This is a genomic window from Bacillus sp. Root131 (assembly GCF_001429475.1).
Lineage (GTDB): Bacteria > Bacillota > Bacilli > Bacillales > Bacillaceae_G > Bacillus_A > Bacillus_A thuringiensis_S.
This window is the reverse complement of sequence record NZ_LMJQ01000001.1, coordinates 2,041,553-2,066,449: the sequence shown is the minus strand read 5'-3', so window position 1 is coordinate 2,066,449 and position 24,897 is coordinate 2,041,553. Positions and strand designations below refer to the sequence as shown.

The window sequence follows — 24,897 nt, the reverse complement described above, 5'->3', positions numbered from 1 at the left end:
GCACCTAACAAATATTCCCTTTTCGGAAAATGAATTCCTTACAAGTTGCCCCACTTTGTATGTCCTTCATCATAATGAATCCAAATTGAAACATTCGCTAGTTAGCGTCCTAATATAATTGTTAGCGTTCACAAAAAAGTTTACTCGTAATATCCGCTCTTTATATAAAGACCTCTTAAGAGAACAATATAGAATAGACTTCATAAATACGTTGCAACATTTCTAATAACAGTGTATTACTTTAATGGTTTCTCTTTTTTTACTTTTAACAGTAATTTTAGCTAAACCGGCCTCTCTTAATTTGCGAGGCATTTCTTTCTCAATTCTATACATTACTTTAATAACTTCGGCAGCACTGATGATATTGCTTACACAAGCCACTGAAGCACTTTACATACATTTCGCCTCTAATCACACACCTTTCTTACTAGTAATCGCATTTTTTATATTTTCTCCAGAGATAATAAAATTTCTCTCGACGCCCTCATTATAACGTGTATATTTATAAAATTAATATTTTTATATTTTCAGAAATATTAAAGGTGAATAATTTTATATGGATAATATTTTACAGTTAGCATGTAGCCATTGTTTTTATCGCTTAAAGCTGAATTAGTTAGTAAAAAAATACAATAATACATTGTCTTTCTAGGTAACTCATGATGGAGATACTTATATCCCCTTTTATCAAAAAATTTCATTTTAAACATAAAAGATATTCTAATAAATAATTAATGTAGGTAAAAAGAAAAGATTTCCAAAATATAAAAACCAAATTTTGGGATATATATTATTAATATTGAATTCATATACACTTTAAAAAAACTACATTGAGCAAAAAACAAAAAAGCTGCCCAATATGGACAGCTCATTTACATAATTATCATTATCAAGGATGCACAAACAAATCACTTCAATGTTATCTTAATTGTAGTTTGTTCGACTCTTCTTCAGGAATATCTCTATGTTTGTAATGAATCGTTTTTAGATCATTTCCTTTTATGCGAAAAGTAATTGTGTCCTCTCAATAAGGCGGGTTGTGTGCACCCTCAAAAGTTTGAATTTGAACAGTTACATAAAAAGTATAGTTTGTTGTATCTTTTTTTATTTCAAGTATTTTTTCAGAACCTCGATACCAAAGTTTTGGTTCCTTATAATAGTTTTCAACCTCTTTACTTATTGGCTCCAATAAGAGCTCAATTACTACTTCTTTTAAAAGCTGTTTTGATACAGTTATTCTGCTGATTTTCTTTCTTTTTACATCTATAATTCTCCAAAAATCCCCGCTCTTTTCAACGGTATAAAGAACATTCGTACCGTCCGCTTTCAAAAGATGAAAATAACCTTTATTTCCCTTAATATATAATCGTGGTTCATTAATCCACTCACCTTCTGTTTGCACTATTCCTAAAAACAACTGAGTAAGTGGTGTTATCTTATAATCTAATTGGTTAAATTCACCAAACGAATAAAGTTTATAACCAGTTAAATCTATGCCAAAATTTCTGTTTATATCATTTTCCTTTTTTACAATTGCTTGAGCAGAAATGCAGGGTAATAAAAAAATAAACAGACATATGATGCTAACCATTGTTAATCTTATTTTCATAACATCCATCCCCTCTTTTATTAAGATGCAACAAAAGAAAGGATATTATTGATTAGGGTATAAGCTAAAAAATTAAACTCCCCCATTAACTAGCTCGTTTATCGAGTTTAATTTTGAAGAAAGTCCGATAAACCATTCTTCGTCCCCTGTTAATAATGCAAGGTCTATAAGGTAAAGAATTTGTTCCTTATTTATTGCCTTTGATTCAGGGAGTTTTTTTACATGTTTACTTAAAAAGGACATTGTTTTATTTATTGTATCTCTGTTGTCACATTTCACAACATTAACCTTAACTACTTCCCCTACATTATCAAATGATTCAATATAACCAAGTATTAATTCACCCTCTACTGATATTCCTCGAACCCAATCGCCTACTTTTAAAACAGGATTATGCTTTGACATCATACTCTTTCACCTTCCTACAAATTATTTTTAGTGACGATAAACAACATAAAAAAATAAATTTAACTGTAATATTTTTCATTACATTTATGTGTTAAGAACTCACGGCTATATAATAATTAAGCCGCTTAACGCTCTTGATTAATAAGGTCAACAACTTCTTTCATTGTATAATTCTTTAAGTATTCACCTAGATGTTCTTCAGCACCTAAGAAAATAGCAAAAAGAACTTTTCGCATGTTCGAACCTACAACACACTGATCGTTTGATTCCGGACACTTCGGCTGCAAAGCACCTTCAGAGGTTATCTGATAAATATGCCAAAGATTAACTTCACCTAAATCGCGAGCGAAAATAAAGCCTCCACCAGTTCCCTCTTTTGATTGTATAAACTTATGTTTTTTTAACAAACTTAGTACTTTACGAATACGTACTGGATGTACACCTGCACTTTCTGAAATAGCATTACTTGTTGACATCCGGTCTGGCTGTAAAGCTAAATAAGTTAAACTGTGAATGGCCAAGGTAAAGTCGCTGTTCATTGTTTTCCTCCTACGATTAAAAATATTGTTTCTCATATATTAACATACTGTAGCCATAAATATTACAGATAGGTTAGAACGTTAAAACATATAGAATACTTCTTACCATAAAAAATTAATTCCTTTATATTCTATCCGGTCTGGCCTATATCCGATAACTTCATTTAGCTTTTTAAGTTGAAAATAAAATTAAACACTCCACTGTTTCTTCACTTGTTCTTCTGCCAGTTGTTTAATTTTTGTCCAAATCGTATCTTTACTCACAATAACATTTGTTTGATAATTTCTATCATTATAATTAACTGTAACACATACTTCAATCATCTTCTGCTTCCTCCTTTCAAAAAACTTTTTCTAAAAAATATTACTTATTAATTGGCCAATTTTTGCAGTTCAATGTTTAAAAATGTTCGAACGCTACGTGGTAAAAACTTGCGAATTTCTTCATCATTAAAACCAATCTGTAATCTTTTCTCATCCAGCATAATTGGGCGACGCAACATTAGTGGATACTCGATTATTAATTTATAAAATTCATTAAGCGAAAGCTCCTCAATATTTATATTTAAGTCCTGAAAAGTTTTGGATCTAGTTGAAATAATTTCATTAGCCCCCTCTTCAGTTAAACGAAGAATTGCTTTAAGCTCATCAACTGTCATAGAATTTGATACGATGTTTTTTTCAATATAATCAATTTGATGCTCTTCAAGCCATGCTTTCGCTTTTCGGCATGAAGCACAGCTTGCTGTTGTATATAGAATTACCATATTTAACTCACTCCTTTAATGTTTTTTATCAAACGTACATTTTACATATCGGTTATTGAAATGTATTAAAAAAAATTACAGTTTAGAATCAAATTCACGTAATGTTTCGTTTATCTCTACTATTCATTTCTTTTCAAAATGCTTCTTCTATAACATTGTTGAAACTACATTTTACAGACGATGACAACTCACTTCTAAAAATCTTACTGTAATTTTAAACTTTACAGTTCGATTAATCAACTGTTAAGTCTTGGATTAATTATTGTAACGCAACAAATCGTTTTCTTTTGTATGAATGTCCCCATAGTATTACAGCTAACCAATCTCAAATGCACTTCAAAGCACATTTTATTCATTTCTTGCTTACAAGTGCTATTATGGAATATATTTAACATAATAAAAAGTACGTACTTTAAAGTGTTATAGGTACTAAAAAGTAATATATACACTTTAAAGTGCAGTTCTGCTTACTTCTCTCTTACATCAGTTATTATGAACGACATTTCGCACAATAAATAGTACGTACTTTAAAGTGTTATCGGCACTAAAAAGAAATAATTTTAGTATTACAACGTATTTAGGCTCAAAACTATAATCTAAATTCATCAAAGGAGTTTTTTTATGAAAACATACAATATTCCTGTAGAGGCGACTTTAGAAGTTATTGGCGGAAAGTGGAAAGTTGTTATCCTTTGTCATTTAAAAAAAGGGACAAAAAGAACGAGTGAATTAAAACGATTAATGCCTGGTATTACGCAAAAAATGTTAACGCAACAATTACGGGAACTAGAAGAAGATGGTGTAATCCAAAGGAAAATATATGACCAAGTACCACCGAAAGTAGAGTACTCTTTAACCGATTACGGTTCGTCTTTAGGAGCTATACTCGATTCCCTCTGTTCCTGGGGAGAAGTTCATCTTGAAAAAACCGGGAACACATCCATGCTGATTACAGCCGATGAATAATAACTGCTCCTACTATATGTGTAAATTCTATCCAAGATAAAAAACCGGTTGAGACAATACTTGCCTCAACCGGTTTTTATGTCTCTTTATAATTTTTTGCCGTAATGACTGTTTCAAACTCAAAGGTTTCTGGTAGATGATCTGCATAAGAATATTCAAAAGTTCGTCCATCCGTTAAGTAAGCTACTTGTTCAACTCGCATTAGGAAATCCTGATTTGTTAAGTTCATAAACTGCTTTTCCCTATCATCTGGGCGAATTCCTTTAACCCTGACAACAGATGTCCCTACTTCAAGGCCAAGTTTATTTTGAATATGTGAGTATATCGACTCCTCTAAAACAGAAGCCTCAACACCTGGGATAACCGAAATTGGCATCCATGTATGCTCCATAATCGTCGGAATGCTGTGAATGATGCGGAGGCGAATGATTTTATAGACGAAATCACCGATTGAAACTCCCAATTTCTCAGCAACTACTTCATCAGCCCCAACAATCGCAAACTCGATAATTTTACTTTCTACCTCACTGCCGTATACAGCTTTCGTACCCGTTAAAGTTTGAATCATTCGTGCCTTTTCCTGTTGACGCCAATCTTGCACCACTGTTCCGCTTCCGCGCCGGCGGATGATGTAGCCATCTCTAACTAATAGATCCAGCGCTTTCTTAATAGTAAGGGCTGAAACACCAAATTCTTCAGCAAGGACGGGGCTACTCGGAATTTTTTCGTTGATTTTATATTCACCGTCTAAAATTTGCTGTTTAATCTTTTGATAAATGCCGAGGTATTTTACTTGTGTTGATCCGCTTGCCATTTTCATACCTCCTTTATACTGCAAACTCTCTTCTATTCATTCAAATGTAAAGCCTCAAGTTTGTAAACTGAAGGTGATGGGGCAGCAAATCCATTTTCTAAGATTTCAATATTCGTTACCGCTTCTTCGTCTTTCACAAGTTTTGGTGCACCATTTATAATTGTTTCATACGCGGAATCATAGAAACGACCGTAATCACCAAGCGGCGTTTTAATTTGTTTTTCAATCCAGTCACCATTTGCATTACGATATTTAGCAACTCCATAGTACATCGGTGAATCTTCACCAAACCCTGCACTCTCAGGCATAATCCCCGCTTTCAAATCATTTTCCTGCTGATCTTCACCATATTTAATAAATGATCCATTTGTTCCATGGACGATAAAGCGTGGATAATCTTTTGCTACGACATGGTTCGTTTTCAGCTTAATCTTCAACTGATTTCCGTAATGTAAACCAACATCGAAATAATTATCAACCGCACCTTCCATTTCATTATTACGAATATCGTATGTCACCGTATCTGGACGGCCGAATAGTGAAATCATGCGGTCCATCGTATGAATACCTAAACTATAAAATGAACCTTCTTCTTTTGGAGCTTCATGAGTGATTGAACCAGGACGGAAATAATCAATATGTGATTCAATCTCAATAATATCACCAAGGAATCCTTGTTCAACTACTTGCTTCACAGCTAAAAAATCACCATCAAAACGGCGGTTTTGATAAGGCATAACTACTACACCTTTTTCTCGTCCTAAAGCTAATAATTCTTTCGCATGTTCCACTGTATCGCAAAATGGTTTTTCAACGATAACTGACTTTCCAGCAAGTATAACTTTTTTCGCTAATTCGTAATGCGTATGTGCTGGCGTACAGACCGTCACCACTTGAATTTCTTTGTCATTCAACAATTCATCCAAATCAGTAGTGAAGTAAACACCTTTTTCCTTATATGGAGCCGCTAATTTTTCATTTATTTGACGTACAAAAATCGTTTTTATTTTTATATTATTACGTGTGTTTACATAAGGTAAGTGATAGCGATTAGCTGACTTTCCAAATCCAATAAAGCCCATTGTTAATGTCATATTTTTCAACTTCCTTGCTCATAAATTTTCGTTTCTATATTTATTATATAATTTAATCATTAAAAGTATATAGTTTTAACTTTATAATTATATATCAAATAAAAAATCCACGATAAAATTCATTCTCACTATAAGTTATGGACCTATAAAGTGAAACTTTAATCAGTGGGGCGGTTTATCCCCTACTGATTATTTACCCGTAAATACCGGGATGAAAAGGAGCGTAATGAACATGGCATATACTACTATATCTATGGAAATTTTCGGATCACCTGAACAAGTATGGCAATTAATCGGAGGTTTCAACTCCCTTCCAGACTGGTTACCTTATATACCTAGTAGTAAATTAACTGAAGGCGGTCGTGTACGTCATCTAGCTAATCCAGATGGTGATACAATTATAGAACGCTTAGAAGTATTCAATGATAAGGAACGCTACTACACGTATTCAATCATGAATGCACCGTTCCCGGTCACTAATTATTTATCTACAATCCGGGTGAAAAAAGGTACTGAAAGTAACACATCATTAGTAGAGTGGTCTGGTACGTTCACTCCTGTTGAAGTTAGTGATGAAGAGGCAATTAATCTGTTCCATGGTATATACAGCGATGGGCTCAAAGCATTGCAGCAAGCATTTCTAGATTAATTAATATAATTGATTGAGAAGAAAAAGTTAATTAACAGTCAAATATTCGACTTTGTGGTTAAATTCATTATGAAAGATAAACAAATACAACTTTCATGCCTGCTTGTTAATGACAAGAAATAAAAAATACTACCTCCAAATGGAAGGTAGTATTTTTTTATTAATCAGGAAAAACAATTAATCCCTCTTCTTTTTCCTCCTGTTTTAAATCTTCTTCTGGGAAGGTTACAGTTGAATTTTTATCACCTGTTCTTTTTGTTTCTTCACCTGGAAATACGAAAGTTGAATTTTCTTTTCCTTCATTTTTTTCTATGTTATCTGGAAATACCATAGGATCATTGGTAGTCAAATCACTATTATATCCAAGGTTAGACAAAATCGCCCTTAAATCTGGTAAAACCCCTATTTTATCAGATGATGGGTTATTAGACTTTGTGCCTGTATTTGGATTACTTAAAATTGCTCTCAATTCTTTTGGTGAATATGCCTTACCTAAATGTTCTTTAGCAATCCCTTGAATCGATACAGCAGCCCCAGCAATTATAGGCGAAGCGCTAGAAGTACCACGGAAATTAGGAGTATAACGATTAATTATGTTCTGATCTGTAATTTTTTGTCCTTTACTATTTTGATTTTGATATGTATCTAATGTATCAACATATTCTCCCCAACCATATACATCAATTCTACTACCATAGTTAGAGAAAGCTAAACGTTTATGAGGAACTCTTGCAGTAGATGCTCCAACTATAATAGATCCTGAATCTTTAAAGTCTGGACTATTTCGATTTAAAATCTGTTTACCATTACGGTCTTTAAATTCATCTAAATCAATCCCACCATTACCAGCTGCTTCTACAATAATAATGCCTTTATCTGTCCCTTTGCGAATTGCGTTAAATATACTAGGATACACTTCGACTGGTAAAGGGTCATCTCCATATCCATCATATTTAAAGGATTCTTCAATTAATAAAACATCTCCAGCCTGTAAAGAATCTACGGCACTTAAAATAGCATCTCTTACATCGATTCTCCCATTATCTCGGATCACTGAAATTACTTTTGCCTTTGCTTTTGGTGCAATCCCAATGTTCCCAATTCCATTGTCAGCTGCAGAAACAACACCTAGAACTGAAGTACCGTGAGAAAGATCATTACTCATTTTTCCAGACATAAATTCAATATTTTGACCGACTAAATCTTCATGATTTAATAACCAGCCTTCTTCCAAATCTACAAAAGTTGCTCCCTGACCATTTCCTCCTTTAATTCCCCAAGCATAAGGAGCATTAATTCCTAAAGGTGCCTCTTCAAGATATCCCTGTCTCGAAAATCTAGGTTCATCATAAGGATTGACTGATAATACAGGCCCTCTCGAGCCAGTTGTTGTGTTTATACTCTTATTAGAACGAACTTGTATTTTACTAGAATCGTTATTAGCAGCATGTACTGTATTTGTTACAAATGTCGTACCTACCCCAGCAAAAGTTGTAATTGCAAGTGATGATATCAACATACCCTTAAAATTTTTCATTTTTCCACCTCTAGTTTTCTATTAGAAATAACATATTTAATAATTTGTACGAACAAAAAACATTTTATCTCATTATAAAAATTAATAGATTTTTATAACTTTTTGATTTACATAAAAACTCCCTTCATTCTTGTAATTCAATGTGTACATTTCAAAACAACGAACTTACTGTAACTATTATAGTTACACCTTTATTGATTTTCAACTACGAAATATAAATTTTAAAAAATAAATTTATATTACTTTAAAACAGTACTAGCCTTTTACGCACATACAAATGCAAAACGTTTGTCCAAATTACAGCAATCAATAAGTTTATGGACTGCGAAAGAAATAAGAAAAAGCAAAACACTAAGTGCTTTGCTCCTTATAAAATCCCTTTTAACTTTTCACCAATTAACTTCGCTACATACTCATAACCTTCTGGTCCAAAGTGTAATCCATCTTTTTCATCATTTTCTACAAATCTTTTATAATCCCGTTCTTGAATCATTTCAGCGAATACGTTTAGAAAATAACTTCCTGTTTCCCTCGCCACTTCCTCCACCACGTCTGCATACTGACCAAGTACTCTATTTGTTCTGTTATGCTGTCTTTCTTCATCAACTGGTGCAGGACTAATCAGTAGTACTTTATTTGATGAAATTTGGTTCACAATCTTCTCTAAGTTTTCTTTATATGCTTGTAATGACACTTGAGAAAAAGGGACTGCATCATTCGTACCAAGAAAAACTGTTACGAAATCTGGTTTATATGATATTACATCTTCTTCAATTCTATTTAACGCATCAAATGTATTATCACCTGGAATACCTGCATTCACTATTTTCCAGTTCGGAAACACCTCTTGCAAACGTGGTGTTAATCTCGGCATTCCATTAAAAAATGTTTCATCAGCTGTAATACTATCTCCAAAGCATACTAACGTTTTCATTAAGCTATTCTCCTTTTACGTATGAAACAACTTTCCTTCTATTGCTTTTATATATCTTTCAGCAGAACGTTCAACTGCCTCATTTGCATTTTCTTTTACTACTCGATGAAAAGCGTTGTATAAACGATTAAACTGTAACGGCTTCACTCGATTCACCATTTCTTCCACTTTTCTCGCTGGTAGTGGAATTAAGTTTGGATAGCTGTACATGAAGCTTACCCACCTTTCATCCGCTACAACTTGAATAATATCACCTGTTAACAAAATCCCTTTTCCATCATTACCTTCTTCCCAATGTAAGACAGATCCACCTTTAAAATGTCCCCCTAAACGATGAATGACTAATCCATCAGCTAATTGTAATGACTCTCCAGACCAGTAAATAATACGACTACTCGGGCGCATTACCCACTCTTTATCATCTTCATGTATATAAATTGGTACATCAAATGTCTCCGCCCATTCTACCTGCGTTGAATAATAATGCGGATGAGACAATGCAATTGCATCTAATCCACCAAGCTCTTTTATCTTCTCAATTGTCGTTTCATCTAAATACGTAATACAGTCCCATAGTAAACGATATGACTCTGTTTTCACTAGAAATGCAGTTTGACCGATCGCAAATCCTGGTTTTGTCGTAATACTATAAAGTCCATTTTCCTCTTCGATTATTTCATTTTTATATGTATCACCTGTTTGTAAGCTTTCTAGTGTCGTCCAAGATTGTCCTTTTTGGTTAACATATTGCCTTTCTTCATCACAAATATGACAACTCACCGGTTCTTCTACACTCGCTGCATACTGCACACCACACGTTGTACAAACGAAATTTTCCATAATAATTCCCCCTATCCCTATTTCTTTATTAAGCTGACTTTTGTTGATAATGATCTGCTTTTTTATTTTCAATTAACAAACTTATAAAAGTAAGTAAATAGACAACTGTAACCGATAATGGAATTACAATAAATCCTTTTTCTGCAAAAAGAATCCCACAAACTGACGTTACAAATACAGTCCCTACTGACAATAAACCATAACTTTTACTTTCATAAATCCATACGTACGGAATAAAATGAACACCTATTAACATCGCTACTACAAAAGGTAACCATTCTGGAAATTGAAAATAGGCAAGTAATACAAGTGGAATATTCAATACATTTATCCCACCAATTAAGCCTGCCAAAACCCCTAACGGATTTCCTTTCGCAAACATATCAATTTTCAATATAGCAGCTATCATTAAGCCAAAAGGAAACACACAGCCCATACCGATTAAATATACCCACACCACTTGTTTTTCAGAAAGAACAAATCCCGTTATACTCATAACTATCCAAAATAAAACGCCGGCTAATATAATCGGTAAGCCTCTCTTCGTTTTTATTGCTAAATCCTTTTTCGCTTCTGCAACATTCATTTCACTATCTCCCCCAAAAATATTTGTGCTATAAAGCCGGCTTAATTTCACCCATCCAATAACGCCAAGCTATTAAATAATCTTCTAAATCTTTCGGGTGGTGTCTTAAACATGTGTCTATACGTAAATATAATCCTATGACTATTTCTTCATATAAATCACAGTCTTTTTTATGAAATACACACTGTTTCATCGCATAATTAATTGTTTCTTTTGTTAAATTTTCCGGAGTTGAACAAAACGCGTAAATTAAATCGTATATAGGATCTCCTAACACTGGTAAAGGATCAATTACACCGTGCAGTTTATTCTCTTTAAATATAAAGTTATGAAATCCAAGATCACCATGCAATAAAAATGGCTGATTTATTCCAGCATCCCTATTTGCTAAATTAAGAACCGTTCTATACTCTTCTTCACTTATGTAACGTCTTACATTTTCATGAGCTTCTATCACATTTGTTGTTAAAAATTCACTCCAAGATTGAAGCAGATTTTCTTTCCATCCCCAGCCATCAACCTCTGTAGCCACTTCATACTTATTGATAACTTCCTTTACAAGTTTACAAAGAACACTCCGTTTATGGCCTAGTTTGCAAGACGTTGTGCCCTCAAGGAATGAGTAAACAATATAGCGATTTAAAGGTTCCTTATATAAAAGCTTTGGAAATAATTCGTCCTTTTTATAAAACTGAAGAAAATAAGCTTCTTCACGTATGACATCCGATTCATTCAACTTTACAACGTATTGTTCATCCAACAAATATACAGTACTTGTCGTTCCCCCGTTTAATGCTTTTACGCTATTTGGATAATGTGAAATAACTTTTTCCTTAATTAGTTGTGCAGTGATTATTGAAATTTCCATTCTCTCACCCTTTAATTCGGAATATTCCCTTAATTTAAAAGACAACTTTACTATTATTTGACAAACGTGAGGGGAATCCTGCCAACCATCCTAATATAGCAAACAACAATTTTATTTTATTACAATGGCTTTCTTCAATATTCCATCATATAGTTCATTCCATTTATGGTAATGTGATGTGATTTCATCACTCTAAATGCTCTTCATATACTCTAATAATTTCTATTGCCGGGTCTCTGTCTTGTAATTTATGAGCCAAACTTTCTACACCAAACACTTCTGTAAAAGTATGACTGCCTACAATTAAATTAATCCCTTTAAATTTCGCATGTTGCACTGTATATAATGTTTTTTCACCTGTTATGTACGTGTCACATCCTTTTTCTAATGCACGTTCAATTAAATTTGTATTGTTTCCTGCACCGGTTAAAATCGCAATCCGTTTTACTGGTTTATCATGATTTCTCCAGCTCTTCACTTTCTCTTCCATTTTTTCTTCCAGTTTTCCAACTAAGTTTGAAAAAGGAATCGCTTCTTTATATTCTCCTATTCCCGGTAGTTCTTCTTCCTCATACGTGGAATATTCTAGTATTGTATCTATCCCAATTCCGTTAAATAACGACGTACACGTGCCAAACTTTACAAAATCTAACGGCAAATGAATCCAAAAATGATTCATTTCATATTGCTTCAATTTCTCAATACAAGCCTTTTCCATACCAAATAAAAAACTCCACGGCGCATGATGTGTAACTATCATATCGACTCCATTTTTATACGCTTCTTCAATCGTCTCTAATGTCAGATTTGTTGTGTAACCGATTTTGTGAAATTCATCTTTACTTATATGAGTAAAACCATATTCATCATCGCCATATTTGTGAAGATGCTCTTCAAATAATGATGTTATCTGTTCGTTAAACTGCGTTATATTCATTTTATTTCTCCTTTCATTTACTTTTATATTTCAAAAATAAGGAAATACTAAATAACAACGTTACATACATATAGGAGGACACCATGAAACCTGAATTTTTAAAAGCTGTACATGATGCTATCGGAAATGTCGAACACATTCATATAGAAGAAAGCGGTGCTGACAGCTTACTTATCCATCATGATGATGCACAGCAGTTACAACAAGTTGCTGTGGCGTTAGAAAATAATAATTTCCGCTCCGCTTTAAGAACAACCGGAAATGCTTCGTACATTGAAGTATTGAACAGATAATGAAAGTCCGGATGTATTCCGGGCTTTCTTTTTTATCTTGCTATTCACCGGGCAGTAAAACCCCCACTGATTAAAGTTTCACTTTATATTGAAACTTCAAACTCTTTCACATACACCGCTGTTCCAGCAATATCTATTTGTAACTTCTCGTTTTCTATCTCTTTCGTTACATAAACAGTTACACGACCATCTTTATTTATTTCCTGTCCTTGCTCAACGATTAAATCCAATTCATGTTCAAAATCTTTCTCTAAATACTCCGCATAATACGCTCCCATTACACCTGAAGCTGTTCCTGTCACTGGATCTTCAATCGTCCCAGCGTAAGCTGATGAAAAATGACGGCCGTGCATTTGTGCTAGTTCATCATAAGTTTCTAGACAAATTGGGTGAATAGAAGCATTAGGTATTTCTTTTAATACTGATGGAAATGCAGCATTATTAGGTTTCATTCTCTCGCATGCATTAAGATTTTTAATCGGTACAATTACAGTCCAATTACCAGTACTTCCATATACAATCGGTAAACTTACATCTAAATCATTTATTTCTAAACCAATACTATGAGCTAATTTTTCTTTTGAACCTGTAAATTCTTTAAACTGAGGTGCTGCCTGTCTCATTTTAATAAAGGTTTCTCCATTTTTATTTACACCTATTTGTATCGGTAAAATCCCAGCCTTCGTTTCAATCGTAAGGTTACTTTTCTCTTCTAATAAACCTTTTTCGCGCAAAGCATATATCGTCCCTACTGTCCCATGACCACATAAATCCATTTCAAAACCAGGTGTAAAATAACGCATTCTTATATCTCCTACTTCTGAAGAAAGAACAAAAGTTGTTTCGTTATATCCAACTTTTTCAGCAATAATTTGCATTTTCTCTTCCGTTAATCCATCTGCTTCTAATACAATACCTGCTGGATTTCCCTTATTTGGTTTATTCGTAAATGCGTCGTAATGAAATACGTTTATAGTCTTCATTTTCTTTTCTCCTTATTTGTTCATTTCTTTATTTTTATAATAAATAAGAAAATCCATCCACTTACCATTCTCTAAAGAAAACGCCTCTCTCTCGCATTCAAAAGAAAAACCTGATCGTTCCGCAAGACGAACAGATGGCTCATTATCAACATGTATATGTAATTCAATTCTATGAAAATGAAGACTATTATAAAATAACGATAACGCAGCTTTCACGCTTTCTATGCCATATCCATTTTTCCAGTATTGATTATGTATGGAATACCCCATCATCGCCCATTGGTAATCCATTCGTAAAATTTTTATCAGCTCTAGCTTTCCAATATTAGCTCCGTCTTCTTTACGAAAAATGCCTAATACATACATCTCATCTCTATGTGCTGCTTCATCAAAACCTCTTATCCATTCCGTGAACCATGCTTTTGTTGATGATACCAGAACTTGATAGCCATCGTCATATTTATACTGCGATGGCAGTCTCTTATTAAATCCATCTAACCAACTTTCGTAATCATCTTTTTGAAATGGACGGATAATGAGTCTATCCGTCTCTACTTCTAATAACGGTAGCTTCATTTAATTTCATCCCTCGAATTATTAATTGAATATTCTTTATTATCTTACACGAAATACAAAATCTAGTAAATTATTATGTTTTTGATACATAAAAACCCAGTCATGCTTTATACATAACTGGGTTCTCCATCGTTTCATAATTTTCTATTTCATAAGAACTACATCTCGTAATTCCCTCTTCAACACTTTTCCTAAAGCATTTTTCGGTAATTCTTCTATGAATACCACTTCTGGTATTTTGTAACTGGCTAATTTCTCCTTACAATACTGAGTAATACTTTCTTCTGTTAATGTTGTTTCGCCATCCTTCACAATGTAAGCTCTTGGAACTTCTCCCCAAAAGTCATCTGGAACTCCAACTACTGCAACTTCTAAAACACCATGTATTTCATGAATAACATCTTCTACTTGATCTGGATATACATTGTCACCACCGCGTATAATAACGTCTTTATATCTTCCCATAATATGCAGGAATCCGTCGTCATCTATCATGCCAGCATCACCCATGTTAAACCAATTATCTTTCACTACCTTCTTTGTCGCCTTTTCATTATTCCAATATCCTTTAAACATGTATGGACTTCTTACATGAATCTCTCCGACTTCATTTGTTATTAGTTCATCACCTGTTTCTGGATGAACAATTTTCACCTCTACATGTTTCAGTGTTTTTCCTACAGAAGACATCTTTTCTTTTCCCATCATTGGATGCCATGAGGTTACAACCCAACCTTCTGTACTGCCATAGCCTTGCACCATATATATTCCTTTTTCCATATATTTTTGAATGAGTGTTTCTGGCACTTTTGTACCACCGCTTTGTGCTACTTTAAAGGTTGAAATGTTACGTTCTTTTTTATTTAGCTCATCAAGCATGTAACTATAAACAGCTGGGAACGCAAGCATCGTAGTAATTTTCTCTTCTTCAATCTTATCCCAAATAATAGCAGGATTCGAATCAGCTAAGAAAATCATCGTAACGCCATGATAAATACAATTTAAAATAGAAAGCACGCCACTCATATGGAACAATGGATGCACGGATAAAAAACGTTCACCTGCTGGGATTTCTCTTTGGCCCGCAATTTCAGCAAAATAATGATGCAAGTTTTTATGTCCAATTACACATGCTTTCGCCTGTCCAGTCGTTCCTGAAGTAAATAAGTAAATGGCATCGTCTTCTTCATGAACTTCTACGTTCGGTTCTGACGTTGGCTGTTTTTGCAACTCTAATTCAAATGAACCAAAGCCTTCTTTTGTCGTTTGAATTACATAAGGGATTTCTTTAACAGCATCAATCTTTAATAATACTTCACTAAATTCTTCATCAATAACTAATACTTTTAATTTCGCTTCTTTTACAATCGTTTCTAATTCATAAGCAGTAAGCTGATGATTTAGCGGAATACATACCGCTCCAATTTTTAAACTTGCCATCATAACGCTTGGAAACGGGTGATTATTTTTGCATAGTATTCCTATACGGTCTCCTCTTTGCACACCATTATGTAACAAATAATGTGCAAGCTGATTTACTCGTTCATTATACTGCTGAAACGAATACCTTTTCTCTCCGCCTACAAGCGCTTCCAAATTTGGTGATTGCATTGCTCTTTTTTGTAATAATTTTTGCATCGTTCTCAAGTAAAACTCCCCTTTATATATGTTAGGTTTTTTATTTTACCAGATTAACTATTAATTTACTAAAGATTACACTTAGTGAATATAAGAAGAATATAAAATAGCCATTTACTTCACAAGTAAATGGCTATTTTTCATTATATATTAGAATACTTCTTGTTTATCACATATTGCACATATTCAGGTGCACTTTTATCAATCTCTTCATCACTTAGTTTATATTCTGCACCATATAAATAAAAGGAAGGTATAAATTCCATACCTGTATATAAGCATGTAGCTTGGAATGGTTTCGTCAACTCATCCATTGTAATCCCACTATTTTCATAGTCTTTTTCTAATCCACCTATAGAAATAGCTACACCAAATTCTTTTCCCTTCACTTTATCTCCTTGTGATCCGTATGCAAACCCATATGTTAATACATCATCGAACCATTTTTTCAATAAAGGTGGTGAGCTGTACCAGTAGAGAGGAAATTGAAATATATATCGGTCATGTTCTACTAACAGCTTTTGTTCCTCTTCCACATTAAACTCCCAATTCGGTGCCACTTTATACAATTCATGCACCGTAATTTCATCCGAATATTTCTCAAGTTCTTCAATCCATCTTTTATTAATTTTTGATTTTTCAATATCAGGATGTGCTACAATTACAAGTGTTTTCATCATTTTTCATCCCCTTTATAAATTATTCAACCCTTTACGTATTAGTATGAATGAGTCACATATAATTGAAAAGTACGTACTTTAAAGTGCTATAGGAACCTTAAAGTACCTGTGGAGGTGTTATATGAATCAAAATGATGACTGCCCAATTGCAACGACACTCGATGTAATCGGCGGAAAATGGAAAGTTCATATTTTATGTGTCTTAATAGATGGAAAAATGCGAACAAATGAAATCCGACGAGAAATTCCAAACATTACGCAAAAAGTTCTGACTCAACAACTTCGGCAACTTGAAGCTGATGGAATTATCCATCGTACTGTATATCAAGAAGTTCCACCAAAGGTTGAGTACACAATAAGCGAATATGGGAAATCTTTAATGCAAATTATGGATGAACTATGTGAATGGGGAAAAGATCATCAATTGAAAAGATTACATGACTAAAAAAACATTACCGTCTTTATTAAATCTTCTACATTCATATTAGTAGTTCAATATTTCTACTGAAATTTTATATTAGAGGGACTCCAACAACTCGTAATTTAGAACCCCAAATCTTTCAGAAATAAAAAACAATAACATTCATCTATAAATACTCTTTATAACAAAAGTATCTTATACTTTTCACCTTATATTTTGCTCGGACACTTTTTATTAATTGAACCGCATCCTAGTTGTTAGACATATAGTCAACAATTTGAGATGTGGTTTTATTAGTCGAATAACAGCTCTCATCAACTTTAATAATCATGACTGCAGACAAAATACTTTGCAAAGAGTTCCTGTACAAGGTAATTTTTCACATAGACTTACCAAATAGCATTTTTATAAAAAACTTCTCACATTTAAATTGGACAAGCATATTTTATTATATGAGGACTCCCTACTCATAGAAAACTACCTTTCTATTCTAAGAGCGCGCATATTTGTGTGCTCTTAAATTATTTACAATAAAATAAAGAGTTTATTAATTTTCTTAATTCACTATCGGAAAAGTACCCATAATAATATCTTTATATTTATCTATTTTTTTTTTTGATTTTTATAAAACTATATTATTTTGGAGTTGGTTAATACGTTACAAAAAACTGACCGTGTAATCATTATGGTACCTCCATTTTCACAAGTGTTTGTTACATTTTACTCCTCATCAGGAGCACTTCTTTCATCACAAGTCTTATCTAATACCTCTCCACACCCTGTATCAATGTATGCACTTAATGAAATTGAAAGCGAATTATTTGAAGTCGAGTTAAAACCACTACTACTTCATTAAAACTACGAATAGCGGAAAGACCTTTACAACTCCCATATGGAACTACAGCAGTAGCATTTTTAGCAAAAATAGCACAAGCAGAAGAAGCTGCAGAAACGATATATAGCTTTAACTACACACTTACTATGTAGACTTCTCCTAGGAACTTCATTTTAGTTTCCGAAGAAACTAAAATGAAGTATAATTATATATGTACAATAGATATCATTAATCTATTTACAATTTTTCACATTAGCTCTTAAACAATTAAATAAATGGAGGGCATGATATGGACAATTATTATGATGTAGCGGTAGTTGGTGGTGGTCCAGTTGGACTTATGGCAGCATGTGAATTAGCTATCCAAGGCGTAAAAGTTGTTGTTTTAGAGAGAAGATTAGACCGGGTACGAAATTCTAGAGCACTCACACTACACCCTCGTTCCTTAGAATTGATGGCTATGAGAGGTATTGCAGATAGATTTTTAGCTAGAGGACAGAAATTAAATACAAGTCATTTTGCTGCCTTAGATACAAGATTAAACTTTAAAAATTTAAATACTGATTTTCCGTATACACTTTTTATTCCCCAATCTATTACAGAAGAAATATTAGAAGAACATGCATTAGAATTAGGCGTAGTCATTAAACGCGGGCATACTCTGAAAGACTTAAAACAATATGAAACATTCGTACAACTAGAAATAGAACAAAGAGAAACAATATATAAAATAGAAGTTCCATATGTAATAGGAGCTGATGGAGCAAGAAGTGTAGTTCGTGAATTATCAAATATACCGTTTAATGGAACAAACACAACAACTACCGCTATATTAGGTGATGTTATTTTAGAAGGTATACCAGATAATCCATTTTTATCTACTTCTAATATAAATGGGATATTAATGATGGTACCTATTACACCTGATGTATTTCGTTTTGCAATTATTGACCCTAAGAATCAGACAATACCTGTTCATGTTGCTGTTACAGAAAAAGAGTTTATAGATAGTATTTATAGTATTACAGGTAAACATCTTCAAATTAAGAGCACAATATGGCTTTCTCGTTTTGGCAATGCAACCAAACTAGCAAATACTTATCAACATAAGCGTGTATTCTTAGCTGGGGATGCAGCACATATTCATTTCCCTGCTGGAGGACAAGGTTTGAATGTAGGTCTACAAGATGCTTTTAATATAGGATGGAAATTAGGACTCGCAATAAAACAAAAAAAATATGAAAGCCTATTAGAAAGTTATCATATTGAAAGACATGCTGTGGGAAAACAATTTTTCAAGGAAGTACAAGCGCAAGAACAATTAATGATACACTTTTCAAACGCAGGAATGGAATTGAGGGATTTATTTTCGTACCTACTTACATACCCCGAGATAAATCAAGATTTATCTGAAAGAGTAAGTGGCTTAGGGATAATGTATTCGTCGATGCACGATATAGAAAGGCATCCATTGATAGGAAAAAGATGTACAAACCTCACTATTTCTTCTCTAAATAAGAAAAGTTATAAACTCTTTGAATTAATGCAGGATGGTAAATTTATTTTATTAATACACCCTACTTATATAGATAAGATAAATAAAATAAATATTGATTCACACATAAAGGTGATAATAGGAGAAATACAAGATTCCAAGTTAAAAAATATAGATACCGTTTTGATTCGACCGGATGGTCACATAGCCACCATTGAGTATACCAAGATAGATAACTGCGAATAGTCCGGAAAAATAATCATCCATTGTATTAGTGATACAAAATAAGTTCACTTTTATAAAACGAAAAGAATCCTATTTATTTAGGACTCTTTTCGTTTTGCCCATCTCACTATTTATAAAAACATATCTACAAGGGAAGAAACACTATATTTACAGTTAACTATAAAATCCCGTTCCAAAGGACTACCCAAAACTCCTCACCTATATACTCCCATGATCAAAAATATTTGTCTCTATTTCATATAAAGTATGAAAAGCATCCATAAAGATAAAGCACCAAGGATAGCAAGCACTATACGAGTAGATAGTACTCTTACTTCAAAATCGGTTTTCTTGGATGGTTCAGGATATGCAATTACATAAATCCCTTTTAATAGTGCGAGCCATGCAATAAGTGTAATGAGTCCCTGCCAATTAAGTGTCCAAACATTATGTAAGATAACAGTACCTAACCCGAGGAAAATTGATAGAAAGCCATACATAATTCCAAATCCTCTGTCTTCTACCACTAATTTTTTCAGTTCACGTAGTATAGATGGTCGTACAAAAAGTATTCCTGAGATGATAACCGTTATCCACCCCCAAAAAAATCCTAAAAAAAGGCTTACCTCCATTGTTACTCCACTCCTTTCAATTACATTTATATTTCAGTTATTTTCCCTTTAGTATTAGATCTATAGATAAAAAACTAAAAATGTAACTTTGGAGTAAAGTCGTACTCTTTATAAAATATTTCATGTGTACATAAATAATCCTTCACCTTACTAATTTTTAATAAAATAAGCTAATTAAGAAGTATAACAAATTAATAACCACCCTACATACAACTTATGTTAGTAAGAAAATCACATGCACTTATACATATTACTTTTGTATAAAATCTTAAAAATTGTAGTCAAAGAATTACTTTTGCATCCTCTTCTTAATGTCTAGACAATCAGTATTTAAACTAAACATGCTAATATTGATTTTGTGCGATTGTCCGTTACCTCATAATAAATTTCTAATCCTTTCCGAGTACCTGTAACCATTTTAGCAGCTTTTAGTTTAGATAAATGTTGACTAATTGTACTTTGAGGCATTTGTAAATCCCCATACATTGTTGTTACATTAGTAGGGCCTTTTGCAAGCATTATTTTTACTAAAGATAGACGAACGGGATGCGCCAATACCTTTAACACCTCAGCAATTTCTTGAAACATTTCTTTTTTTTCTCTCATCTTATTTCTCCCCTTTTATATACATATTTATGTTATCCATATATATAATTCGAAGGTATATGCGTTTTTATGTCCGTCATTTTAAAAAAATATAAAAAAACTTTAATCCGAAACTAAAGGAGAATCTTAACATAATGTCTCACCACTACTCTATATTCAACTTACTAAAATCAATAAAAAAAGAGCAGATAGTCTGCTCTCTTATGATGCCTCCTTATGTTCCGTGGAATGTTTAACACTCCCCATTCTCTTTAGTTTATTCCATCCTACCGCTACTCCTCGAAGCGATGAACATATAGATTTAATGACAACATAAGTCATAAATTGACGATAAATAAAGCGTTGTAAAATTAACCACACTAACGGTTTAGGGTTCTCTTCCTCTAATTTAAATGCAAACAGAGATGCGAGCAGATCTAATAAAAAGAATACAAAATAAAATCCTAAAACTTTTAGCGGATCGCTACCAAATAGCCCCATGATCATTAATATATCCGCTAAAGGAGCAATGAATTGCAGAACATATTGGAATAACCACATGTTAGGCAATGCAATAAACCCTAATGTTTTATGTTTTGAATTACACAAAGCTTTTCGATGTTTCCAAAGACATTGGAGCGTACCATATGACCAACGATACCGCTGTTTAATAAGACTTTTCACATCTTCAGGTGATTCCGTAAAAGCATACGCTTTTTCTTCATATACAATTCTATGCCCTTGACGTAAAAATGTAATAGTAAGATCCGTATCTTCTGCTAATGTATCTTCGCTTAAATATCCAGATTCAACTACATTCTTCTTGCGCCACGCCCCAATAGCTCCTGGAACAACTGTAATACAATTTAACTCATCAAAAGCTCTACGTTCTAAATTAAACCCTGTAATATACTCAACATGTTGCCAAGTAGTTAACAAATTTCGTCTATTCCCCACTTTAACATTACCTGAAACTGCTGCTACATTCTGATCTTCAAAGTGTCTAATCATTAGAGAAATGGCGTCTTGCGCAATAATAGTGTCCGCATCTAAAGTAACAATGATTTCTCCTCGCGATTGTTGAAACGCTAGGTTCATTGCCGATGATTTCCCGCCGTTTTCTTTCTGAATGAAACGAACTTTAGAGTGTTTATAAAATGTTTCTTTCATTACTTTTGACGTATCATCTGTCGATCCGTCATCCACAACAATAACTTCAAATTCTCTATAATTACTATCCAAAATTGAGCGAATCGTCTTAGCTATCACCTTTTCTTCATTATATGCCGCTATGACAACACTAACAAAAGGTTGATATGACGAATTAATATAGCGAGATAGCGTTTTTCTTTTCTGCTTCCATGCAAAATAAATTAAGAATAAGAATCGAAAAATCCCTAATCCAATAGCAACATAAAAAATAGTTGTTAATATATGTTTAAAGTATCCTGCCCCTGAAAAGACAGCTTTATTGTAAAGTAAATATTGCTTCCCCTCTGAAGAAACAGGAGGCATAATTTCCTCTCGTTCTTTATTCATTAAATCCGAGATTGTTACAAAACTATATCCATGCTTTCTTAGGTCTTTAATAATGATTGGGAGCGCCTCTACTGTATGGGTACGATTCCCTCCCGCATCATGAAGAAGAATAATATTTCCCTCTCCCTTATAAACGGGATTAAGAGCACGCTTTACTAATTCATTTGTTGATGGTGTTGCCCAGTCTTCGGGATCCACTTTTTCTGCTACCATTGTATAGTTCATATTTTGTGCCCGTAAAATAGGCACTATTTCATTTGAGGAATCCGGGTTAGCATCCGCTTCGTATGGTGGCCTAAACAAAACTGTAGAATGCCCAGTTATTTCCTGGATCAGACGTTGCGTCGTATTAAGTTCTACTTTTGTTCGTAGTAAAGACGTATCAGCTACGTTAGGATGCTTGAAAGTATGATTGCCAATTTCATGCCCTTCATCGTATATTCTTTTTACAATACTAGGATTTAGTTGTGCGTTTTCACCAAGGACAAAAAAAGCAGCTTTTATTTTATTCTCTTTTAATATATTTAAAATTTCTGGCGTATATTTCGGGTCTGGTCCATCATCAAATGTTAATACTACTTGTTTCCCTTTCGGTTTTCCATATCGTTGCACTTCGTATGCAGATGGTAAGGATTGATATACTTCATCTGTAAGATAACCATCTTTGCCTACTTTAAAATCTCTCAATCCATTTTTTCTTTCATTCTCAATCTGTAAAATTTCACCTTGTCCAGAATAATTTACTTCATCTAAACTATTGATTTTATGTAATACATTAGGATTTTTTTGTGCCTCAATAGGATTTTTTAAAACTTTCCATATTGTAGGATCTTCTGCTCCCAATCTCCATAACGCAACCCCCTTTGCATTGTTGTCCATTGCGATTTTCACTTGATTATAGAGAGTAACACCGTCTAAGAACCATGCAGTATGTTCTTTCTCTCCTGTTTTATATCTAAAATAAGGATTTCCACTCATGTTATCCCATTGAATTTTCATATTTGAATCATGAGCCATTGCCATAACTTCTGAGAAAGTTAAAGACTTCGCAGCTTCTTTACTATTCACTTCCCAATCATATCCATAGTTACCGAAAGCAACTATAAGCTTATTAGACGGAATATTCAGTTCTTTTAATGTATGTTGGAACCATTTATTTGAAGCAATTGGTCCTGGTTCCCCGGCTCCATAGTGCTCATCGTACATCATTACAATCATTCGATCTATTATTTTTGCTAACGCACTATAATCAAAAGCCTTATCATTAGCTGGAACATCTTGTGTAACGAGCAAATCATGTTCATGAAATTCCGTAGTAAGTTCTTTCATAAAATTTGTTAAGTTTTCTCTATCACTTTCAGGTACGGCCTCAAAGTCAATATTAATACCTGAAAACTGATTCTTTTTAACTTGGCTTACTAAATCATTAATAAATTTCGTCTTCACATCATTCGGCGAATTCAGTAACTTATGGATAAGCTCACTATCAGGGCCAGAAGCTTTTTCTGTATAGTTAGTAAGTAACGGCATAATTTTCACATGATTTTTTTTTGCTAGTTTTACAATCTCAGGTTTTATCTCACTTCTAATCGTTAAATCTTCTTTTAAATGATACCATTCTGGTACTAACGTGGTTAATGAATCGATATTTTCTTTTAAAGAAGCGGTACTATTTTCATCCCAGTTTACATAAAAACCATACACTTCTTTAGGTTGTTTACTATCGTTTGTCGAATTCACCAAATTTTTATTATCCTTCATTTCGGTATTTGGCTTGAATTCTTCGTTCTTTAACTGCTCCTCACTAAGTTTTTGATTAATTGGTACAAGTTTCGTATCTTGTTTTACAGTAGGATTCATGTTTGGAATTTCTGGTGTTGAAAAAATACTTTGAAAGAAAAAATAAAATACAACACCTACACTAACTATTGAGATACATAGAAACCAAATAAAGGCTATGTTTCTCCTTCCTTTCGGATCATAAAAAACAGGTTTTTCTTTATCTTTCTCTTGTTGAATGTTTTTCTCCATTATATTTTTCACATACTCCTTCTTAATAGAACTATAGAATAATAAAGTGCAACTTTAATCAGCCCTCACCAATTGGGCATTTACAAGCAGCCCAACCCCCACCTAACTTCTTTGCCCAAGCCAAATTTTGAGATGGGAGTTTTACTGCCCACAATAGCGAGAGAAATCCTTTTAGCTTTGAAATGAATCTCTCACTTCCATATTCTATTGATTCTTCTTTTCATTCCCTTGCTGGTGGCCTCTATTTTCTTGTTGAGACCCCCTACCATTGTTCCCTTGCTCGTTTCCATCATTTTCTTTCTGGGGTCCTCTTCCATTGTTTCCTTGCTGATTCCCATTATTTCCTTGTTGAGATCCTCTTCCGTTGTTCCCTTGCTGATTCCCATTATTTCCTTGTTGAGATCCTCTTCCGTTGN

At 33.4% G+C, this 24,897-nt stretch carries 24 protein-coding genes and 2 pseudogenes; 5 read left to right on the top strand and 21 right to left on the bottom strand.

Features of this window, described 5'->3' with window-relative positions; all coding sequences use genetic code 11:
• Positions 1-919 precede the first annotated feature (919 nt).
• The 5 genes and pseudogenes from ASE54_RS10370 to spxA all read right to left on the bottom strand — a co-directional run bounded on the left by ASE54_RS10370 (position 920) and on the right by spxA (position 3,323).
• Positions 920-1,609: pseudogene (locus tag ASE54_RS10370) on the bottom strand (DUF3888 domain-containing protein).
• 72 nt (positions 1,610-1,681) lie between these two features.
• Positions 1,682-2,014 carry an IDEAL domain-containing protein gene (locus ASE54_RS10365; protein WP_033669682.1) on the bottom strand — a complete coding sequence of 111 codons (333 nt, stop codon included), beginning with the start codon at positions 2,012-2,014 and terminating at the stop codon, positions 1,682-1,684.
• 128 nt (positions 2,015-2,142) lie between these two features.
• Positions 2,143-2,556, bottom strand: a complete 414-nt coding sequence (gene saiR, locus ASE54_RS10360; protein ID WP_001083469.1) for an Rrf2-family transcriptional regulator SaiR — start codon at positions 2,554-2,556, stop codon at positions 2,143-2,145.
• Between the two features lie 189 nt (positions 2,557-2,745).
• Positions 2,746-2,880, bottom strand: a complete 135-nt coding sequence (locus ASE54_RS10355; RefSeq protein ID WP_000573532.1) for a BA3454 family stress response protein — start codon at positions 2,878-2,880, stop codon at positions 2,746-2,748.
• Between the two features lie 47 nt (positions 2,881-2,927).
• Positions 2,928-3,323 carry a transcriptional regulator SpxA gene (spxA, locus tag ASE54_RS10350; RefSeq protein ID WP_000236187.1) on the bottom strand — a complete coding sequence of 132 codons (396 nt, stop codon included), beginning with the start codon at positions 3,321-3,323 and terminating at the stop codon, positions 2,928-2,930.
• Between the two features lie 621 nt (positions 3,324-3,944).
• On the opposite strand from spxA, the gene ASE54_RS10345 reads away from it, so the two are divergent.
• Entirely contained in the window at positions 3,945-4,289 is a 345-nt protein-coding gene (locus ASE54_RS10345; protein WP_000860826.1) for a helix-turn-helix domain-containing protein, read from the top strand.
• A gap of 76 nt (positions 4,290-4,365) precedes the next feature.
• Here ASE54_RS10345 and ASE54_RS10340 read toward each other — a convergent pair whose 3' ends face one another.
• Positions 4,366-5,103: a GntR family transcriptional regulator gene (locus ASE54_RS10340; RefSeq protein ID WP_000146279.1), complete on the bottom strand. Its 738-nt coding sequence runs from the start codon at positions 5,101-5,103 to the stop codon at positions 4,366-4,368.
• Between the two features lie 32 nt (positions 5,104-5,135).
• Positions 5,136-6,197: an oxidoreductase gene (locus ASE54_RS10335; protein WP_000176645.1), complete on the bottom strand. Its 1,062-nt coding sequence runs from the start codon at positions 6,195-6,197 to the stop codon at positions 5,136-5,138.
• Positions 6,198-6,429: 232 nt separating this feature from the next.
• On the opposite strand from ASE54_RS10335, the gene ASE54_RS10330 reads away from it, so the two are divergent.
• On the top strand, positions 6,430-6,846 hold the full coding sequence (locus ASE54_RS10330; protein WP_000332041.1) for an SRPBCC family protein: 417 nt from the start codon (positions 6,430-6,432) through the stop codon (positions 6,844-6,846).
• A gap of 160 nt (positions 6,847-7,006) precedes the next feature.
• Here ASE54_RS10330 and ASE54_RS10325 read toward each other — a convergent pair whose 3' ends face one another.
• The 6 genes from ASE54_RS10325 to ASE54_RS10300 form a co-directional block, all read right to left on the bottom strand.
• Positions 7,007-8,383, bottom strand: a complete 1,377-nt coding sequence (locus ASE54_RS10325; protein ID WP_000787690.1) for a S8 family peptidase — start codon at positions 8,381-8,383, stop codon at positions 7,007-7,009.
• A 367-nt stretch (positions 8,384-8,750) separates the two neighbouring features.
• Positions 8,751-9,317, bottom strand: a complete 567-nt coding sequence (locus ASE54_RS10320; RefSeq protein ID WP_000855216.1) for an SGNH/GDSL hydrolase family protein — start codon at positions 9,315-9,317, stop codon at positions 8,751-8,753.
• Between the two features lie 15 nt (positions 9,318-9,332).
• Positions 9,333-10,157, bottom strand: a complete 825-nt coding sequence (locus ASE54_RS10315) for an MBL fold metallo-hydrolase (RefSeq protein WP_000427247.1) — start codon at positions 10,155-10,157, stop codon at positions 9,333-9,335.
• 28 nt (positions 10,158-10,185) lie between these two features.
• On the bottom strand, positions 10,186-10,743 hold the full coding sequence (locus ASE54_RS10310; protein WP_001099747.1) for a hypothetical protein: 558 nt from the start codon (positions 10,741-10,743) through the stop codon (positions 10,186-10,188).
• Between the two features lie 28 nt (positions 10,744-10,771).
• On the bottom strand, positions 10,772-11,611 hold the full coding sequence (locus ASE54_RS10305) for an aminoglycoside phosphotransferase family protein (protein WP_000406146.1): 840 nt from the start codon (positions 11,609-11,611) through the stop codon (positions 10,772-10,774).
• A gap of 187 nt (positions 11,612-11,798) precedes the next feature.
• On the bottom strand, positions 11,799-12,548 hold the full coding sequence (locus ASE54_RS10300) for a Nif3-like dinuclear metal center hexameric protein (protein WP_001027990.1): 750 nt from the start codon (positions 12,546-12,548) through the stop codon (positions 11,799-11,801).
• Between the two features lie 83 nt (positions 12,549-12,631).
• Between ASE54_RS10300 and ASE54_RS10295 the strand changes: the two genes are divergently transcribed.
• Positions 12,632-12,841, top strand: a complete 210-nt coding sequence (locus ASE54_RS10295; protein ID WP_000801655.1) for a hypothetical protein — start codon at positions 12,632-12,634, stop codon at positions 12,839-12,841.
• 83 nt (positions 12,842-12,924) lie between these two features.
• Here the strand turns inward: ASE54_RS10295 and ASE54_RS10290 are convergent, their stop codons facing one another.
• From ASE54_RS10290 to ASE54_RS10275, 4 genes are all read right to left on the bottom strand, one after another.
• Positions 12,925-13,824, bottom strand: coding sequence for a PhzF family phenazine biosynthesis isomerase (locus ASE54_RS10290; RefSeq protein WP_000849331.1), 900 nt, complete (start codon positions 13,822-13,824; stop codon positions 12,925-12,927).
• 12 nt (positions 13,825-13,836) lie between these two features.
• A complete protein-coding gene (locus tag ASE54_RS10285) occupies positions 13,837-14,400 on the bottom strand; it encodes a GNAT family protein (protein WP_000775342.1) in 564 nt (187 codons plus the stop codon).
• A 144-nt stretch (positions 14,401-14,544) separates the two neighbouring features.
• Positions 14,545-16,047: a class I adenylate-forming enzyme family protein gene (locus ASE54_RS10280; RefSeq protein ID WP_001259942.1), complete on the bottom strand. Its 1,503-nt coding sequence runs from the start codon at positions 16,045-16,047 to the stop codon at positions 14,545-14,547.
• 134 nt (positions 16,048-16,181) lie between these two features.
• Positions 16,182-16,715: an NAD(P)H-dependent oxidoreductase gene (locus ASE54_RS10275; protein ID WP_033795218.1), complete on the bottom strand. Its 534-nt coding sequence runs from the start codon at positions 16,713-16,715 to the stop codon at positions 16,182-16,184.
• Between the two features lie 124 nt (positions 16,716-16,839).
• On the opposite strand from ASE54_RS10275, the gene ASE54_RS10270 reads away from it, so the two are divergent.
• Both ASE54_RS10270 and ASE54_RS10265 read left to right on the top strand, forming a co-directional pair.
• On the top strand, positions 16,840-17,163 hold the full coding sequence (locus tag ASE54_RS10270) for a helix-turn-helix domain-containing protein (RefSeq protein WP_001072962.1): 324 nt from the start codon (positions 16,840-16,842) through the stop codon (positions 17,161-17,163).
• A 1,100-nt stretch (positions 17,164-18,263) separates the two neighbouring features.
• Positions 18,264-19,715, top strand: coding sequence for an FAD-dependent oxidoreductase (locus tag ASE54_RS10265; RefSeq protein WP_003257301.1), 1,452 nt, complete (start codon positions 18,264-18,266; stop codon positions 19,713-19,715).
• A gap of 230 nt (positions 19,716-19,945) precedes the next feature.
• On the opposite strand, the gene ASE54_RS10260 is transcribed toward ASE54_RS10265, so the two are convergent.
• The 4 genes and pseudogenes from ASE54_RS10260 to ASE54_RS36805 form a co-directional block, all read right to left on the bottom strand.
• Positions 19,946-20,326 carry a hypothetical protein gene (locus ASE54_RS10260; RefSeq protein WP_000453955.1) on the bottom strand — a complete coding sequence of 127 codons (381 nt, stop codon included), beginning with the start codon at positions 20,324-20,326 and terminating at the stop codon, positions 19,946-19,948.
• 330 nt (positions 20,327-20,656) lie between these two features.
• Entirely contained in the window at positions 20,657-20,932 is a 276-nt protein-coding gene (locus ASE54_RS10255) for a metalloregulator ArsR/SmtB family transcription factor (RefSeq protein ID WP_001208312.1), read from the bottom strand.
• A gap of 201 nt (positions 20,933-21,133) precedes the next feature.
• Positions 21,134-24,481, bottom strand: a complete 3,348-nt coding sequence (locus ASE54_RS10250) for a glycosyltransferase (protein ID WP_000414294.1) — start codon at positions 24,479-24,481, stop codon at positions 21,134-21,136.
• 204 nt (positions 24,482-24,685) lie between these two features.
• Positions 24,686-24,896, bottom strand: a pseudogene (locus ASE54_RS36805) (hypothetical protein); the annotation flags it as partial.
• Position 24,897 lies beyond the last annotated feature (1 nt).